This window comes from Pseudoalteromonas sp. SANK 73390 (assembly GCF_054966645.1).
Genome location: NZ_ARPN01000068.1, coordinates 1 through 14951 on the forward strand (window position 1 = coordinate 1; position 14951 = coordinate 14951).

At 41.5% G+C, this 14951-nt stretch carries 12 protein-coding genes; 7 read left to right on the top strand and 5 right to left on the bottom strand.

Features of this window, described 5'->3' with window-relative positions; genetic code table 11:
- Positions 1 to 153: 153 nt before the first annotated feature.
- Positions 154 to 1080, bottom strand: a complete 927-nt coding sequence (locus SANK73390_RS09530; RefSeq protein WP_462765739.1) for an electron transfer flavoprotein subunit alpha/FixB family protein — start codon at positions 1078 to 1080, stop codon at positions 154 to 156.
- Entirely contained in the window at positions 1077 to 1829 is a 753-nt protein-coding gene (locus SANK73390_RS09535) for an electron transfer flavoprotein subunit beta/FixA family protein (RefSeq protein ID WP_462765741.1), read from the bottom strand. Before SANK73390_RS09535 ends, SANK73390_RS09530 begins: the two co-directional genes overlap by 4 nt.
- Before the next feature lie 175 nt (positions 1830 to 2004).
- Between SANK73390_RS09535 and SANK73390_RS09540 the strand changes: the two genes are divergently transcribed.
- From SANK73390_RS09540 to SANK73390_RS09565, 6 genes are all read left to right on the top strand, one after another.
- Entirely contained in the window at positions 2005 to 3654 is a 1650-nt protein-coding gene (locus SANK73390_RS09540; RefSeq protein WP_462765743.1) for an electron transfer flavoprotein-ubiquinone oxidoreductase, read from the top strand.
- Between the two features lie 136 nt (positions 3655 to 3790).
- Positions 3791 to 4267, top strand: a complete 477-nt coding sequence (locus tag SANK73390_RS09545; RefSeq protein ID WP_261593796.1) for an acyl-CoA thioesterase — start codon at positions 3791 to 3793, stop codon at positions 4265 to 4267.
- Between the two features lie 116 nt (positions 4268 to 4383).
- Complete coding sequence (tsaA, locus tag SANK73390_RS09550; RefSeq protein ID WP_462765745.1) at positions 4384 to 5088, top strand: tRNA (N6-threonylcarbamoyladenosine(37)-N6)-methyltransferase TrmO; 705 nt, start codon at positions 4384 to 4386, stop codon at positions 5086 to 5088.
- A gap of 78 nt (positions 5089 to 5166) precedes the next feature.
- Positions 5167 to 6891, top strand: a complete 1725-nt coding sequence (locus tag SANK73390_RS09555; RefSeq protein WP_462765747.1) for a proline--tRNA ligase — start codon at positions 5167 to 5169, stop codon at positions 6889 to 6891.
- A gap of 271 nt (positions 6892 to 7162) precedes the next feature.
- Positions 7163 to 9196, top strand: a complete 2034-nt coding sequence (locus SANK73390_RS09560) for a S9 family peptidase (protein WP_462765749.1) — start codon at positions 7163 to 7165, stop codon at positions 9194 to 9196.
- 302 nt (positions 9197 to 9498) lie between these two features.
- Positions 9499 to 10302: a UDP-2,3-diacylglucosamine diphosphatase gene (locus SANK73390_RS09565; RefSeq protein ID WP_462765751.1), complete on the top strand. Its 804-nt coding sequence runs from the start codon at positions 9499 to 9501 to the stop codon at positions 10300 to 10302.
- Positions 10303 to 10372: 70 nt separating this feature from the next.
- Here the strand turns inward: SANK73390_RS09565 and SANK73390_RS09570 are convergent, their stop codons facing one another.
- The 3 genes from SANK73390_RS09570 to SANK73390_RS09580 are packed head-to-tail and all read right to left on the bottom strand — an operon-like array spanning position 10373 to position 13167.
- Complete coding sequence (locus tag SANK73390_RS09570; protein WP_462765753.1) at positions 10373 to 11581, bottom strand: ABC transporter permease; 1209 nt, start codon at positions 11579 to 11581, stop codon at positions 10373 to 10375.
- A complete protein-coding gene (locus SANK73390_RS09575) occupies positions 11574 to 12359 on the bottom strand; it encodes an ABC transporter ATP-binding protein (RefSeq protein ID WP_462765755.1) in 786 nt (261 codons plus the stop codon). Before SANK73390_RS09575 ends, SANK73390_RS09570 begins: the two co-directional genes overlap by 8 nt.
- Positions 12325 to 13167 carry a DUF3025 domain-containing protein gene (locus SANK73390_RS09580; RefSeq protein ID WP_462765757.1) on the bottom strand — a complete coding sequence of 281 codons (843 nt, stop codon included), beginning with the start codon at positions 13165 to 13167 and terminating at the stop codon, positions 12325 to 12327. The genes SANK73390_RS09575 and SANK73390_RS09580 overlap by 35 nt, the downstream gene beginning before the upstream one ends.
- A 147-nt stretch (positions 13168 to 13314) precedes the next feature.
- On the opposite strand from SANK73390_RS09580, the gene SANK73390_RS09585 reads away from it, so the two are divergent.
- Positions 13315 to 14943, top strand: a complete 1629-nt coding sequence (locus SANK73390_RS09585; protein WP_462765759.1) for a M28 family metallopeptidase — start codon at positions 13315 to 13317, stop codon at positions 14941 to 14943.
- Positions 14944 to 14951 lie beyond the last annotated feature (8 nt).

The window sequence follows — 14951 nt, forward strand, 5'->3', positions numbered from 1 at the left end:
AATGTCCATTAAAAATCGAATTATAATAGTAACAAAATAACCAAGCAACAATTAGATATTAAAAAACATACAAACCCACAGTATTTTAACACCCACAAAAAAAGCCGCGACCTTACGGCACTGCGGCTTTACAACCAGAATTATTATTGTTTTTTATAAAGCGGCTTCAAGCTCTGGTAACACCTCAAATAAATCAGCGACTAAACCATAATCTGCCACTTGAAAGATAGGTGCATCAGGGTCTTTGTTAATGGCTACAATCACTTTTGAGTCTTTCATACCCGCTAAGTGCTGGATAGCACCACTAATACCCACAGCTATGTATAAATCAGGTGCAACGATTTTACCCGTTTGCCCTACCTGCATATCGTTTGGCACAAAGCCCGCATCTACAGCGGCACGAGATGCACCAATTGCAGCGCCCAGCTTATCTGCTATGCCATTAAGTAACGCAAAATTTTCACCGTTTTGCATACCACGACCGCCCGATATAACCACTGGTGCGGCATTTAACTCAGGACGTTCTGACTCTGTTTGCTCAATGCCTACAAATGCACTTAAAGTATTGCCCATGTCCATTGCCAAAGCTTCGATGGCACATGCCCCCTGCTCGCCTTGTGTATCAAAAGCACTGGCACGTACAGTAATGATTTTTTGTGCCTCGTTCGATTTTACCGTTGCAATCGCGTTACCTGCATAAATTGGCCGCTTAAATGTGTCAGCATCAACAACACTGATAATCTCTGAAATTTGCGACTTATCAAGCAATGCACTTACTCGTGGTAAGGTGTTTTTACCCGTCGTTGAAGCACTGGCTAAAATATGTGTATAACTGGGTGCAAGTTCAACAATAAGATCAGCTGTGTTTTCTGCCAATTGATGCTCAAAAGCGGTGTTATCTGCAACGCGTACATTGTTTACACCTGCAATTTGTGCTGCACTGTTTGCAACATCAGCAACGTTAGTACCTGCAACTAAAACATCAATATCACCACCAATAGCAACAGCCGCATTAACTACTTTTGCTGTTTCAGGCTTTAGTTGACCATTTTCATGTTCTGCAATAACTAATACACTCATGAGATCACCTTCGCTTCAGTCTTTAGTTTTGTTACTAGTTGTTCAACACTTTCTACAATCATACCTGCTTCTCGTTTAGCGGGTTCTTCAACTTGTAGTAGCTCAACCCGTGGGGCAAGGTCAACACCTAGGCTATCTGCCGCCATAACATCAAGTGGCTTACGTTTGGCCTTCATAATGTTAGGGAGTGAAGCGTAACGTGGTTCATTTAAACGTAAATCTGTGGTTACAATGGCTGGCAACGATAAAGAAACCGTTTGCAACCCGCCATCAACCTCACGAGTTACTTGCGCCTTATTGCCTTCAATCACAACTTTAGAGGCAAACGTGCCTTGGCTGCGACCCGTTAATGCAGCAAGCATTTGACCTGTTTGATTATTATCAGAATCAATTGATTGTTTACCAAGAATAACCAGCTCTGGTTGCTCTTGTTCAACCAGTTTGGCAAGTAGCTTTGCTACATGTAATGACTCAAGCTTAACGTCTGTTTCAATATGAATGGCTTTATCGGCACCTAATGCTAACGCGGTGCGAAGCTGCTCTTGACATGCTTTATCACCAATTGAAACGGCAATAACTTCATTGGCTGTGCCCGCTTCTTTTAAGCGAATAGCCTCTTCTACTGCAATTTCACAAAATGGGTTCATTGCCATTTTAACATTGGTTAAATCAACATCGCTGTTGTCTGGCTTAACTCTTGCCTTGACGTTGTAGTCAATCACTCGTTTGATTGGCACAAGTACTTTCATGGTTGCTCCATCATCTGGTTATTCTTACAGCTGACGCATACGTCAACATAATTATTTTATGGAATCAGACTACTTCCTGTTGACGTAAACGTCAACCTAAAATAACCTTACTTTAACGTAATAAAAACTAAAGCCTCTTTTTAGTTAATACACCGTCAAATATAGTGAGGTTAAAATGGTTGAACGTGAAACCATGGAATTCGATGTTGTGGTTGTCGGCGCAGGCCCTGCAGGTTTGTCATGCGCAATCCGATTAGCACAACAGGCACAGCAACAAGAAAAAGAACTGATGATCTGTGTCGTAGAAAAAGGCTCAGAAGTGGGCGCGCATATTTTGTCAGGTGCGGTTTTTGAGACCAAAGCATTAGATGAGCTGCTACCTGATTGGAAAGAAAAAGGGGCACCAATCAGCACACAAGTTACGCAAGATGATATTTATTTGTTTAAAGATAAAGATAGCGCCATAAATATACCCCATCTCGCAGTACCAAAAACGTTTAAGAATCACGGTAACTATATTGTCTCTATGGGTAACGTTTGTCGCTGGCTTGCTGAGCAAGCAGAACAGTTGGGCGTTGAAATATTTCCTGGATTTAGCGCGCATTCCTTAATTGTTGAAGACGACGAAGTTAAAGGTATTATCACAGGTGATATGGGTGTTGATAAAGACGGGCAACCAAAAGACAGTTATATGCCGGGTATGGAGCTGCGTGCTAAATACACGGTATTTGCTGAGGGGTGTCGTGGTCACTTAGGAAAGCAATTAATCAGCCAATTTGAACTTGATAAAAACGCAACACCACAACACTACGGGATTGGCTTTAAAGAGATTTGGCAAATTGACCCAGCCAAACATAAAGAAGGCACCGTAGTACATGGTACAGGTTGGCCACTTGATAATAACACCCATGGCGGTGCATTTATGTATCATGCTGAAAATAACCAGGTTGTAGTAGGTCTAATTATTGACCTCAATTACAGCAATACCTATTTAAGCCCTTTTGATGAATTTCAACGCATGAAACACCATCCTGTATTCGCCAAAGTATTAGAAGGTGGAGAACGTATTTCTTATGGGGCCCGCGCGATTGCCAAAGGGGGATTAAATTCTCTGCCAAAAATGCATTTTGCAGGTGGTTTGTTAGTCGGCTGTGACGCTGGCACCTTAAACTTTGCCAAAATTAAAGGCAATCATACTGCTATGAAATCTGGCATGTTAGCGGCTGATTGCATTTTAGAAGCATTAAATACTGAGCAACCACAGGCTGATTTAGAAAACTTTGCTGATAAGTTTAAATCTAGCTGGTTATATGATGAACTTTATCAATCTCGTAATTTTGGCCCTGTTTTACATAAATTTGGTAGAATTTTAGGCGGCGCCTATAACACGCTCGATCAAAATATTTTCTCTGGTGCTTTGCCGTTTACCTTTAAAGACGAGCAACCTGATCATAGTGTGTTAAAGCCAGCGTCTGAATGCGAGCAAATAAGCTACCCTAAACCTGATGGCAAATTAAGCTTTGATAAACTGTCTTCAGTATTTTTATCAAATACTAATCACGAAGAGTCTCAGCCGTGCCATTTACAACTAGCTGATACCAGTATTCCAATCACCGTTAATTTTGCAAAATTTGCTGAGCCTGCACAGCGTTATTGTCCAGCGGGTGTTTACGAAATAAACGAGAACGAACAAGGTGAAAAACTGTTTGTGATCAACGCGCAAAACTGTGTGCATTGTAAAACCTGCGACATCAAAGATCCTAGCCAAAACATCACTTGGGTCACGCCTGAAGGCGCTGGGGGTCCAAATTACCCAAATATGTAGTTAAATTAATTCAATTGTATCAAACCCAAATTGCGAAGGGCTTTACAGCCCTTTTTTGTACTTTGCCAACACTACCAGCAAAAATCTAAATATTGCATATACTTAATCAAAATGATGCAACCTTGAGTAATACACTATGAGCGGAAATTCCGAAGTCGTTTTTAGATTTTTAGCAGAGCCTACTGATGTGAACTTTGGTGGTAAAGTACACGGCGGTATTGTTATGAAGTGGATAGATCAAGCAGGATATGCCTGTGCAGCAGGTTGGAGCGGCAGTTATTGTGTTACCGTATCCGTTGCTGGTGTGCGCTTTAAACGCCCTATTCTCGTTGGTCAAATTGTTGAGGTAACAGCACAAATTGCCCATACGGGTAAAACTAGCATGCAAATATTTATTCGCGTACGCTGTGGTGATCCACAAAAACAATCATTAGTTGAAAGTAACCATTGTATCATTAGCTTTATCGCAATGGATAAAGCTGGTTATTCTGTGCCTGTTCCGCACTTTGAAGCAACAACGCCAGAACAAAAAAAACTTGAAGTATATGCAATTAAAATGAAAGAAATAGCCATTGAAACTGAGTCACTGTTACATCGCACCATTGATGAATAAAAGCATTCGCTTTTAGCATGACCACAGAGCTCAATGGTATGAGAGCATAGATAAACCAGCACATACGCGCTACAATCTCGGCCGCCTATATTTTCAAACATAACGAAAGAGACACAGTGCAACGCTATCAAATTCAGCCTATTGGACATATTCAATCACCTTATAAACAAAAATTTGCTATTCCGCGCCAACCTAGATTGGTGCCACAAGCGCAAGCAAAGTTGATATTTTGTGACGACTTTAACCGTGAAGAGTTTGTGCGTGGTATTGATGAGTTTAGTCATTTATGGCTCTTGTTCCGTTTTCACGAAACAGCAGACAAAGGCTACTCAGCACTGGTACGTCCACCACGTTTAGGCGGTAATGAGCGCAAAGGTGTATTTGCAACTCGAGCAACCTTTCGCCCAAATGGCATAGGCATGAGTGCAGTTAAGCTCGAAGGTGTAGAATACAAAAATGGTCAATTGGCACTCCTGCTCTCGGGTATTGATTTGCTAGATGGTACGCCTATCGTTGATATCAAGCCCTATTTGCCCTACTCGGATGCAATGACAGACGCCAGCGCAGGATTTGCCGACACACGCCCAGAAACACATATGACTGTCAGCTTTACTGAACAAGCAGAGCAATTTATAGCCAAGCAAACCCAGTATCCTCAGCTACGAGCGTTTATCGCCAATGTGCTTAAACAAGACCCACGCCCAGCCTATAAAAAACAAAAACAACAAACCCAGTTTTATGGCATGAGCCTATACAATTTCAACATTCGCTGGCAAGTAGACGGTGAGCACAATCAAGTGATTGAGATAACCCAAGAATAAACACTTTGTGTAGCGACGTGGCGCTGATAAACTACGCGCTATTATTACAAAAACAATTACATTACGAGCGGAACCATCATGCGTACCAGTCAATATATTTTGGCAACTTTAAAAGAAACGCCATCAGATGCTGAAATTATCAGCCACCAGTTAATGCTACGTGCGGGTATGATCCGCAAACTTGCTTCGGGTTTATACACTTGGCTGCCATCAGGCTTAAAAGTACTACGCAAAGTAGAGCAAGTTGTACGTGAAGAAATGGATAAAGCTGGCGCCATTGAAATGTTGATGCCAGTGATCCAGCCTGCTGATCTGTGGCAAGAGTCTGGTCGCTGGGAGCAGTTTGGTCCAGAACTGTTACGTATCAACGACAGACATAACCGTCCATTTGCACTAGGTCCTACACACGAAGAGGTGATCACTGACTTTGTGCGTAAAGAGATCAACAGCTACAAGCAACTACCTATTACTTTATATCAAGTACAGACTAAAGTTCGTGACGAAGTGCGTCCTCGTTTTGGTGTTATGCGTGCTCGCGAATTTACCATGAAAGATGCTTACTCTTTTCACTTAACAGAAGAATGTTTGGCGCAAACATATCAGCGTATGCATCAAGCGTACTGTAATATATTTGAACGCTTAGGTCTTGACTACCGTCCTGTTATCGCTGATACCGGGTCAATTGGTGGAAGCGTTTCGCATGAATTTCATGTTTTGGCTGAATCTGGCGAAGATGCTATCGCGTTTAGCTCAGAAAGTGACTATGCGGCAAATATCGAAAAAGCCGAAGCACTAGCCCCCACTGAAGCCCGCCCAGAGGCAAGTAAAGAACTAAACACGTTTGCCACACCTGAAGCAAAAACGATTGCTGATTTAAAAGCAAAGCATGGTGTAAAGCCACACCGTGGCGTTAAAACTTTAATTGTTTATGGTACACCTGATGAAAATGAACAACGCGGATTAGTTGCACTGGTTGTGCGTGGCGATCATGAACTAAATGAGCTAAAAGCAGAAAAACATCCATTCGTTGATTCACCGCTTGAAATGGCCAAAGAAGAAGATATTTTTGCTGCTATTGGCGCACACCCGGGCTCACTTGGCCCTGTTGGGCTTAACATGCCAATTATTGTTGACCGAAGCGCTGCTGTGATGGCTGATTTTGTGGCAGGTGCGAACAACAATGGCGAGCACCATAGTGGTATCAACTGGGATAGAGACGTCACTGACTACCAAGTATTCGATTTACGTAATGTTGTTGAAGGCGACCCAAGCCCATGTGGTAACGGTATACTGCAAATTAAACGCGGTGTTGAAGTGGGCCATATATTCCAACTTGGTACGAAGTACTCAGAAGCTATGAACGCGGGTGTGTTAGGCGAAAATGGTAAAAACCAAGTCATGACTATGGGCTGTTATGGTATTGGTGTATCACGTATCGTTGCCGCAGCTATTGAACAAAATAATGATGACTACGGTATTAAATGGACCAAAGCATTAGCACCATTTGAGCTTGCAATTGTGCCTATGAACATGCATAAATCACATCGTATTCCTGATATCGCAGAACGCTTATACAGTGAGTTTAAACAAACAGGTATAGAAGTATTATTTGACGACCGTAAAGAACGCCCAGGAGTCATGTTCAACGATATGGAGCTACTTGGTGTACCTTACACATTAGTGATTGGCGAGCGCAACTTGGATAACAATCAAGTTGAGCTTAAAAACCGTCGTACAGGCGAAAAGCTCATGCTAGATATCGACGAAGCTGTTGCCGCAATTACAGCACAAATTCGTAGTTAGCGAGTATATTTAGTATAAAATGCATTTTTAAAAGCAGCAGCTCCATGCTGCTTTTTTGTTATACTACCAACGCGCTCAATAAAGGGCATTTAGAATTAACTCACATATGCTCATCAATAGTAATACGATATAGCTCATTCGAGATCATCAATACTGCCAAATACATCTGATTTTTATCTCATTCTATCGTGTATAGAGTGACTTCGGTATTCAAGTAACTAATTATAAGCGTTAATAAAAACTCAGGTTAAATACATATCGGAGAACAAATATGTCTTTTTGGCTTAAACGCACATTGCATTGCTCTTTACTGGCTTTTTCGGCACTACCTTTATTCACTCAAGCAAGCACGGGGTTGCAAGCAAGTGACATTTTTGAATTGGAATACGCAAGTGATCCGCAAATATCGCCAAATGGTAAGCAAATCATTTATGTGCGAAATAGCAATGATGTTATGAATGATTCAAAAAGACAAAACTTGTGGCTCGTTGATACACAATCGGGCGAGCAAACGCCACTTTTTTCAGACAAGAATAGTTATTATCAACCGCGTTGGTCTGCTGATGGGCGTAAAATTGCATTCGTAAGTAATGTATCAGGCTCGACTCAAGTTCACGTGCATTACCTAGACCAAAACCGAACCGCCTTACTAACTAAGCTCAATACGGGGATCAGTAACCTGACTTGGTCACCAGACAGCAAATGGCTCGCTTTTAGTCAAAAAGTATCGCAAAAGCCAGCTGTCATTGCTAATATGCCTAGTAAGCCAAACGGGGCTAAATGGTCTGAACCTGCAATTGTAATTGATAGCGCTTACTACCAAGCTGATGGACAAGGTTTAGTTAAGCCCGGTTACCGTCACATTTTTGTACTGCCCAGTGAAGGCGGAACCCCGCGACAACTCACTTCAGGTAATTACCATCACAGCGGCAAGTTGGCTTGGCGCCCAGATTCAAAAGGAATCGTATTTTCAGCAAATCGAATTGCTGATTGGGAGTATAAAGCGCTTGAAGGTGATCTCTTTGAAGTAGATTTTGCACGTAACATAAAACAGCTGACCTCATTTGCAGGTAAAGAGCACTCGCCAAGTTTTTCTGAAAATGGCAAACAATTGGTCTATTTAAGCGCATCAGGAGAGCTTAACCCTTATCGTAATCACAAACTAAATATTATGAACTGGCAAAGTAAAACCACGAATATGATCGCAAAAGACTTTGACCGCTCAATTCAAAACCCAGTTTGGGTGAGTAGCTCAAAGCTGGCTATCTCCTATGATGATCATGGTAAACGAAAGCTAGCAACGATCACGACAAAGGGTAAAATCAATGATTTATCTGACAGTTTATCAGGCACCACGTTAGGGCGTCCTTATTTGAGTGGTCACTTCAGCGCCAACTATGATGGTGAAATCACATTTACCAAAGGAAATAGCCAACGTCCTGCGGATGTCGCCTTAACTAGTATAAAAGGTAAAGTCTCACAGCTTACCAACTTAAATGAAGAACTATTGGCGCATAAATCACTGGGTAAAGTTCATGAACTAACCTATAACTCCTCTTTTGATGGTGAGCAAATTCAAGGTTGGTATATCACCCCTCCCAATTTTGATCCTAAAAAGAAATACCCTTTGTTGCTCGAAATACATGGTGGTCCACACTTAGCCTATGGCCCACATTTCTCCGCTGAATTACAACGTTATGCTGCTCAGGGCTATGTGGTGTTTTATGATAATCATCGTGGCAGTAGCTCTTATGGTGAACGTTTTGCTATGTTATTGAAATATAAATACAGCTCAAAAGAAGATTTCGCGGATCATAATTCAGGTGTGGATGCGATGTTAAAAACTGGGTTCATTGATGAAAAAAACCTATTTATTGCCGGTGGTTCTGCAGGCGGAATTGCTGCTGCCTATGCAATTGGCTTAACTGATCGATTTAATGCGGCAGTGGTTGTAAAGCCAGTAATCAACTGGTTAAGCAAGGTACTTACTGCTGATAGCGGTTTAATACAGATCCCCACTCAATTTCCTGGGATGCCTTGGGATCATGTTGACCATTACTGGCAACGCTCACCATTGTCTTTGGTTGGCAACGTCACTACACCTACCATGCTCATGACTGGTGAAGAAGATTTGCGAACCCCAATGGCCGAAACGGAGCAATTTTATCAAGCGCTGAAACACCGTAAAATAGACTCAGTATTGGTCAAGATCCCCGGTGCACCGCATGGAATTGCAGGGCGACCTTCTCGAATGATCAGTAAAATAGAACACACGCTTGCATGGTTTGAAAAATATAAAAAATAGCAACATACTGTTTAAGTTTCGTATTAAGTCGTATCATGCGGCTTAATACGCATTTATTTAATACAATTGATATTATATCCGCAGTGCACAATATCTAATTTACTTCTTTATCAGCAAACATTAATAAATGTATTTGTTGCTCAGATCAAACCACACTCTAGAAGTTCTATGATTTTGAAAACAATACCTACTTGTTAAGTTCTCCTGCAAATAACAACTTTCGTTAACTTGTCGCATTACTGTCATTGCTTGTTCACGTTAGCGCATTAATTTAAATATTATTACGCTTGAGGCCACGGACAATGACTACAACGTACTACCCCAGCATCTGGATTTCAGATGTACATTTAGGCTATAAGGATTGTAAAGCCGATTACTTGTTAGACTTTTTAAATAGCACTCGCTGTGATGTGCTCTATTTAGTGGGTGACATTGTTGACTTGTGGTCAATGAAACGACAATTTTATTGGCAAGCGTCACATTACAAAGTACTTGAATGCATTCAAGCAAAAGCAGAGTCTGGTACTCGGGTTGTTTACATTCCTGGGAATCATGATGAAACTTTCCGAAGCTATGTTGGCAAAAGCTTATTTAGCATTGAAGTACATAGAACTTTTATTCATACCACCTCATTGGGTAAAAAGTTTTTGCTCTTACATGGTGATGATTTTGACTCTGCAACTCGCTATAACAAACTTATTAGTATTGCCGGTGACACCGCTTATGACTTTTTATTATTTTTAAACCGCTGGACTAATCGAGTACGCCGACTGTATGGCGGTCACTACTGGTCGTTAGCCTCGTGGCTTAAAAACCGTGTTCACAAGGCACGTGAAGCGATCAGCGCGTTTGAATCTGCTGCAATTCATGAAGCGAAAAAACAAGGTGTAGATGGCATTATTTGTGGCCATATTCATCAGCCAGCAATTAAAGTCCAAGATGGCATTGTTTATTGTAACGATGGTGATTGGATTGAAAATTGTACCGCATTAGTTGAAGGTCAAAATGGCCGCATTGAGTTACTGCATTGGTCAGATATCCAGCATGTTGTCAACGTGGTCGAACTTGATAAGGTGAACGAACCAGATGGCGCTAAGGCTGCATAAGCTAACATGATAAAAACCTAAAAAATAAGCGCGTTATAAAGCCGCGCTTTTATGTCTTTTTACTTATTTGCTACCTAAACAATACCGTTTCTTTTGAAAACCATCTAACACAACATGCTAATAATAGCGCAGCTAAACCGGCGGAGGTGATCACTATCATGCTCAATAATCCGTAATCGACGGTTCCTTTAACAATTTCTTTTATTGCCAACGCCACATTAGTAACGGGGATCAAAGCCGTTTTTGCATTAAGCACCATATTAGGCATCAACGACACTACGATAGGTAAAAATACGCCCATACTCAATGGTGCCATGTAATTTTGTGCTTCTTTAAAGGTTCTGGCATAAATAGAGATGGCTAAAACCAGTGACGAGAAAATAGCAGCAATCGGGACCAACAAGGCAAAAATTAACACAAAGTCCATACCTGTTATGCTAGAAAAGGCATTTTTTACGGTATCTAACTCTACAAAACTAACTGCAACCGATACCCAAATAGCCATACTCAATACAGTGACTGTTGCACATGCTAACGAGCTCAATAACACAGTTAAAAACTTACCTAGTACTAATTGCGTACGAGTTACTGGTGTGAGCAGTAAGGTTTCTAACGTACCTCGCTCTTTTTCACCGGCTCCTAAATCAATGGCTGGATAACTGGCTCCCATTAAAACTAATGGGATCAACAAATAAGGAATGAATGCCCCTATTTTTTCACCTATATTTTCACGTTTATCTGCGGTGTCTACTTTACTTACAACAATCGGCTGTAAAATAGCCTGCTGTTTGTCTTTACTTACACCCAACGACACCAACGCCTGCTCACGTAACGACTCTGAAAACTCATTTGCGAGTGATTTCAATCTATCATAAATAAAGTTAATACTTTGCGCGTCGTTAAATACCATTCGCCAGTTGGCTTGTTTGCCTTGTTTAAGGGCATCAGCGGGGTCAGCCTCTAGATAAATACCCACATCGATACTGCCACTGCGCACAGCCTCTTTAAGTGCATCTATGGTATCAAACTGCTCTGCGCCATCGTATTGTTTAAAGCTCTTATGATAAAAAACCCGCTCGGCAAACTGCTTGCTATGCTGCTCGTTTACGATGTAATAGGTATGTACTTTTTGCTCTGCTTTTAAGGCTGCTTGTGACCCTAAAAAACCGACTAACCCCATAATGACAGGGAATATAAGCATAGGTAACGCCAAAACAAAAAATAACGTTTTTCTATCTCTTAGCAGCTCTAACAGTTCCTTTTTAAATACTTCAAGCATGCCCTGCTCCTTGCAATAAGTTCATAAACGCTTGATTTAGCTCTTCACTGTTACCTTGGGTTTTAAATTGTGCAATGCTGTCATCAAAAAAGCTGACACCCTTATCAATAACACATATCCGATCACACAACAGTGCCACTTCATCAAGGTGGTGGGTCGAAAAAATAACTGGTGTGCCATTGTTCTTAAGGCCGCGAATAAAATTTATGACTGTTTGTGTGGTCATGATATCAAGCCCAGTCGTTGGCTCGTCTAATACCACTACATCAGGCTGATGAACCACCGCACGAGCAATACTCGCCTTTTGCTTCATACCCGTTGATAAGTGCTCAGCACGTTTATCTAAAAACGATGTCATATCAAGCATATCAAATAGTTCTTCGCAGCGTAATTTAAGTGTTTTGCCTTTTAATCCATGCAATTTAGCAAAATACTCAACATTTTCCCTTGCGCTTAAACGACCATACAAGCCTGTTGACCCAGACAAAAAGCCAATTGATTTTCGACCAATGAGCGGTTTTTTAACGATATTTTGACCATTTATATGAATATGACCGCTATCTGGCGTAAGCGCCGTTGACAACATACGCAGTGTGGTTGTTTTACCGGCACCATTTGGGCCTAGTAAACCCAGTACCTCACCTTCGCCGCATGAAAAGCTCACATTTTGCACAGAGTGAAAATAGCCGTCATGTTCACGAACATCTTTAGATTTTCCCTTTTGTTGATGTTCTTTGGTCAATTTAAAGCGTTTTTTTAACGCCTTGACTTCTATCATGTGTATTCCTTCGTTTCGGTCTGAAATAATCGGTATTGTTGTAAAATTCAGGGTCAGTATTTTTATCGCACCAATTTGGCACACCCAACAATGGTAACGGAGAAAGTGCAGTGTTATCGTTCAATACACCTTGGTGTTCTATCATATCAACGAGTTGCTCATCTAACTTTTGGTATTGCGCTGCCAAGCTCAACTCAAAAAAAGCACTATCAACAATCACGCATAATACTTTACCTGTTAAGCCGATAAATGGCTGCGTTAGCATTTCATAATTAGCATGCCCAAATATAAAAGGCTTAATATCTTTCCCCCAGCGCTGACGTTGCTCTACAAAAACGTCATGCCATTGATGGGCTTTTAGCTTTGTTGCAAAGTGTTCATCTGTCATCGTAAGAAGTACACCACACTCATCAAATAATGTTAACGCATTCCTATGACGGCTGCGTTGTTTTAAGCCATGTAGATTAATTTCATGTATATGGCGCTTATTTAATAACGTCTTGCTGTTTGGGAATAAACTCCAAATCATAGCGCCGAACAAGTCATGCCAATTTTTCTCTCTTGTCGGAACACAAGCCGTCTCATAGATGATTTGCTCATAGTACCGTGCTTCTTCTTTAAACTGCGCATCTGGCACGAATACAATCGGCTTTGCAAGGTGATTTTGTGCGGTTACAAAGCTGTTAAGCCATTCAAATGAAGGCCAGTCGGTTTGATTATGCAATTGAAAGGCTTGACTTAAATGCTCAAACGCACCGCCATTGAGTAATTGCGGATTAAATGCCTCTGGTGGCGTAAACTTTTTCATGGCTTACTATACAAAAATTATTTGCGCCAGTTTACCCCAAGTTGCGCCAAGCGCCAATGCCACAGGCTGTTAACCAACGCAGTTGCTCGAATATTTTGAGTTTTTATGTTTATACTAACGCATCCAATTAATAACAAAAGAACTGCTATGAAACTAAAAATGACTCTTAGCGCGTTGACGATTGCAGTACTAAGCGGATGTGCAAGTACTACACCTAACACAAACGCAGATGTACAAACAGCATATAACAGTATTAACGCAGCACAGCTGGCGCAACATATTAAAACCTTAGCGTCAGACGAATTTGGTGGCCGAGCACCGTCATCCAAAGGTGAAGAATTAACTTTGGCTTACTTAAGTGATCAGTTTAAAGCACTTGGCTATCAACCTGGCAACGCTGATAGCTTCTTTCAAGAAGTGCCGTTGGTGTCTATTGAAGCTGATGCGAATATGACGCTCGATATTGGTGGCAAAGCCTACCAATACAAAAAAGACATGGTAATGGGCACCAGCCGTATTAGTGCGCTTGAGTCGATTAACGAGTCAGAATTAGTATTCGTAGGATATGGTGTAAATGCCCCTGAATATAACTGGAACGACTACGAGGGTATTGATGTTACTGGCAAAACAGTGGTCATGCTGGTCAATGATCCCGGCTTTGCTACCAAAGACGAAAGTATGTTCACTGGTGAAGCAATGACCTACTATGGCCGCTGGACATACAAATTTGAAGAAGCAAGCCGTCAAGGGGCGGCAGGCGCAATCATTGTTCACGAAACAGCACCAGCTTCCTACCCTTGGAGTGTGGTTGAAAACTCATGGAGCGGTGAGCAATTCGGTTTTCAAAAAGCCAATAACAACATGGACCGCGTTGCTGTTGAAGGCTGGGTGACCGCTAATGTAGCCAAAGAGCTGTTTGAAAAAGCGGGACTTAACTTTGATAATGCTAAAACAAATGCAGCCAAAGGTGCATACAACGTTGATATGGGTGACTTAACTGCTTCTGTAACGGTAAAGAGCAAAATCAAAACATCTATCTCTTATAATTTTATCGCCACGTTACCTGGCAGTGAACAACCAGATGAGCATATTATCTACTCTGCCCATTGGGATCACTTAGGTACAGATAAAAATCGCAAAGGCGACCAGATTTATAATGGTGCCCATGATAATGCTACCGGCACAGGCGGTATGATTGAAGTCGCTGAAGCCTTTGCTAAATTACCAACGCGCCCTAATCGTTCAATGACATTTTTAGCCGTAACCGCTGAAGAGCAAGGTTTATTAGGCTCTAAATTTTACGCAGCTAATCCTGTTATACCAGCTAATAAGACGGTTGCGAACATCAATATGGACAGCTTAAATTTATTAGGTAAAGTCAAAGATATTAGTGTAGTCGGCATTGGTAAATCATCTCTTGATAATATGCTACAAAGCGCAGCAAAACAGCAAGGTCGTGTTGTGTCTGGCGATCCAAAACCTGCATCTGGTGGTTACTACCGCTCTGATCACTTTGCCTTTGCCAACATGGGCGTTCCAGCCATGTATGCAGGTGGCGGTACACAAGCACTGGATGAAGCAACCGCAAACTACCGCAAACGTATGAGTTTAGTGCTACGTGGTTGCTATCACCAACCTTGCGATCGTTACCGTGATGAGTGGGACTTAAGCGGCGCGGTACAAGATCTGCAACTTTTCTATCAAGTCGGTTATGATATTTCTCAACAGCAAGATTGGCCAACTTGGAATAAAACAGCCGAATTTCAACGCAAGTAAAATGTAAA

Bases quoted from the DNA above. Each gene is read 5' to 3' on its own strand.
- SANK73390_RS09530 (WP_462765739.1), bottom strand. From the start codon at position 1,080: ATGAGTGTATTAGTTATTGCAGAACATGAAAATGGTCAACTAAAGCCT.
- SANK73390_RS09535 (WP_462765741.1), bottom strand. From the start codon at position 1,829: ATGAAAGTACTTGTGCCAATCAAACGAGTGATTGACTACAACGTCAAG.
- SANK73390_RS09540 (WP_462765743.1), top strand. From the start codon at position 2,005: ATGGTTGAACGTGAAACCATGGAATTCGATGTTGTGGTTGTCGGCGCA.
- SANK73390_RS09545 (WP_261593796.1), top strand. From the start codon at position 3,791: ATGAGCGGAAATTCCGAAGTCGTTTTTAGATTTTTAGCAGAGCCTACT.
- SANK73390_RS09555 (WP_462765747.1), top strand. From the start codon at position 5,167: ATGCGTACCAGTCAATATATTTTGGCAACTTTAAAAGAAACGCCATCA.
- SANK73390_RS09560 (WP_462765749.1), top strand. From the start codon at position 7,163: ATGTCTTTTTGGCTTAAACGCACATTGCATTGCTCTTTACTGGCTTTT.
- SANK73390_RS09565 (WP_462765751.1), top strand. From the start codon at position 9,499: ATGACTACAACGTACTACCCCAGCATCTGGATTTCAGATGTACATTTA.
- SANK73390_RS09570 (WP_462765753.1), bottom strand. From the start codon at position 11,581: ATGCTTGAAGTATTTAAAAAGGAACTGTTAGAGCTGCTAAGAGATAGA.
- SANK73390_RS09575 (WP_462765755.1), bottom strand. From the start codon at position 12,359: ATGATAGAAGTCAAGGCGTTAAAAAAACGCTTTAAATTGACCAAAGAA.
- SANK73390_RS09580 (WP_462765757.1), bottom strand. From the start codon at position 13,167: ATGAAAAAGTTTACGCCACCAGAGGCATTTAATCCGCAATTACTCAAT.
- SANK73390_RS09585 (WP_462765759.1), top strand. From the start codon at position 13,315: ATGAAACTAAAAATGACTCTTAGCGCGTTGACGATTGCAGTACTAAGC.